The sequence below is a fragment of the Desulfallas thermosapovorans DSM 6562 genome (assembly GCF_008124625.1).
GTDB lineage: Bacteria > Bacillota > Desulfotomaculia > Desulfotomaculales > Desulfallaceae > Sporotomaculum > Sporotomaculum thermosapovorans.
The window spans coordinates 1-2,005 of sequence record NZ_VNHM01000043.1 but is presented as its reverse complement, the minus strand read 5'-3'; the positions used below and the strand labels follow the sequence as shown (position 1 = coordinate 2,005).

General features: G+C 39.1%; 2 protein-coding genes. One reads left to right on the top strand and one right to left on the bottom strand.

Translation table 11 applies throughout. The features are described from left to right. Positions 1-49: 49 nt before the first annotated feature. Entirely contained in the window at positions 50-958 is a 909-nt protein-coding gene (locus LX24_RS14755; protein ID WP_166512885.1) for a purine-cytosine permease family protein, read from the bottom strand. 18 nt (positions 959-976) lie between these two features. Between LX24_RS14755 and LX24_RS14750 the strand changes: the two genes are divergently transcribed. Further along, entirely contained in the window at positions 977-1,723 is a 747-nt protein-coding gene (locus LX24_RS14750; RefSeq protein ID WP_166512884.1) for a LuxR C-terminal-related transcriptional regulator, read from the top strand. Positions 1,724-2,005: the final 282 nt, after the last annotated feature.

Sequence of the window (2,005 nt, the reverse complement as noted above, 5' to 3'; positions counted from 1 at the left end):
TTCTGCTTAAAATTTTTATATAAATTCATATGAATTTGTTTTAAGGCCCCTAACCACAGTTTTTTAAAGTATCAATTCTTAGACAGGCTGCTAGGAAGCCCAATAAAAATGACATAACAAAGGTGCCGGGTAAAGTGCCCAGCCAGTTATGTAAGTTGTTAATAGCATATCTGGAAAAATCCGAAGCAGAAAATGCTCCTGCCAGGACACTTCCAATAATAAGGTCAATACCCTCTCCAAATGAAAGATTGCCGGAAGGATGGTATGATGTGGTTGCTGAATGCTCCACTTGAATATATACATTATAAGCTAAATATATACAGAAGAGAGCTAAAAGGGGTACCATCAAACGATTAAACAAACGAATTTTATGAAAACCTGCTACCGCCGTGGAAGCATTTAAAAGCCCCACAAGGGCTGTTATAAGTGGTAACATAACAGGACCAAGTATGTGACCGGCTATTTCAGCGAGGGCCATACCGGTTAAAACCGTCATTACAGCATACCAGCCAAGGGTGGATATCAGTAATGCCGTAGTGGGTAACCACTGCCCTAAGGGATATCCAAAGACATACCGGCCCATAACTACAGCCGGAAACCCCGTTTTTGTTCCGAAGTAGCCCCCAAGTACAATCAGCACGCCCACTATAAGATTGCCCCAAAAGTTTATTTGTACGGCTTCGCTCCAAATACACGCTGGCACAAGGAGTGTACCTACTATAAAGGAAGGCAGGCAAATACTCACACCGGACCAAATAGTAAACAAATCAAACCAGGTGGCTGTTCTTTCATTCTGAGGTACTGCGTCTAATCCGTACTTTTCAATATGAAAAACAGGCAAAACTTTTAACCAGCCTCTCTTTACAGCAACAAGCAGTAAATAAAATGGTATAATAATATTATTATAAATTATTGTAAAAGAATAGATAGTTAATAAATTATTTCTTTTACCTTTCATGAAAGAGGAGAAGGACTAATGTTAACTACCCACCAGTTTAAAATTTATGATAACATGATCCGGAGGATCTACAGCTGCACTGATGTGCGCAAAATAAGTGCCACTGTATTGGATCACTTATCATTTTTGGTTCCGCACGATAGTGCAGCTGTTTTTATGGTTACACCGGGGACGAACAGTTTTGCTGCCCCTTTCTTTGTCGGCCTTGATCATATGTACTTTAAGCAATACCAGGAATATTACGAAGAAAAAGATGAATACAAGCAAAAAGCCTTTGCCAGGGGGATAATCCCACCGGTAGATAAAAGCTCGGATTATTTTAATTACAGGGAATGGACTAAAAACGAGCACCGCGTTGATTTCTTACTTCCCCAGCGCATTTATCATATTTCTTGCGTGCAAATTTTCCATCTCAACCGACTGGTAGGTATGATATCCCTTCATCGCAGCCCTAAAAGCCCCGACTTTAGTAAAAAAGAAATGGAACTGCTAAAAATGTTACATTATCACTTGAATAACGTTTTTGAGAAGGCTACCATTATCCAAACAACTCAGGTTGACAGCAAAGATAAAGTGTCGGATATTTTTGGCCTTACCGGGCGGGAATATGAAATTTCTACACTAATTTCCCGGGGTAAGACAAATAAAGACATAGCCAGAGAGCTTTTTATCAGTGAAAATACTGTGAAGACTTATATTAAACGCATATTTGTCAAAACCGAAGTGTCCTCCAGAGTCGAACTGGCATTTTTATTTCGCTTGTAAATAATAAACAGGGGATTCTCACCTCGGCCGGTAAGAATCCCCTGCTATGCGTGACGTTAAAAAATTCTTGTTAATTTACCCATCCCTATGCGAAAATAAAAAGAGCCGTTATCAATACACTTATATAAAAAAATACAAAAAAATCTAAGCGGGGTCCAAATTTCTTTCATATGAAGATATGGCATAACGGTTTAACCCCCTATTATTAGAGTCTATATCCCAAAATCAACTTATATCATAGAATTGCATGTTATGAACTTAACGACGATAGACCGGCGGCCT

Excerpts from the sequence above, each read along its gene's own strand:
- LX24_RS14750 (WP_166512884.1), top strand. The coding sequence starts at position 977 with ATGTTAACTACCCACCAGTTTAAAATTTATGATAACATGATCCGGAGG.
- LX24_RS14755 (WP_166512885.1), bottom strand. The coding sequence starts at position 958 with ATGAAAGGTAAAAGAAATAATTTATTAACTATCTATTCTTTTACAATA.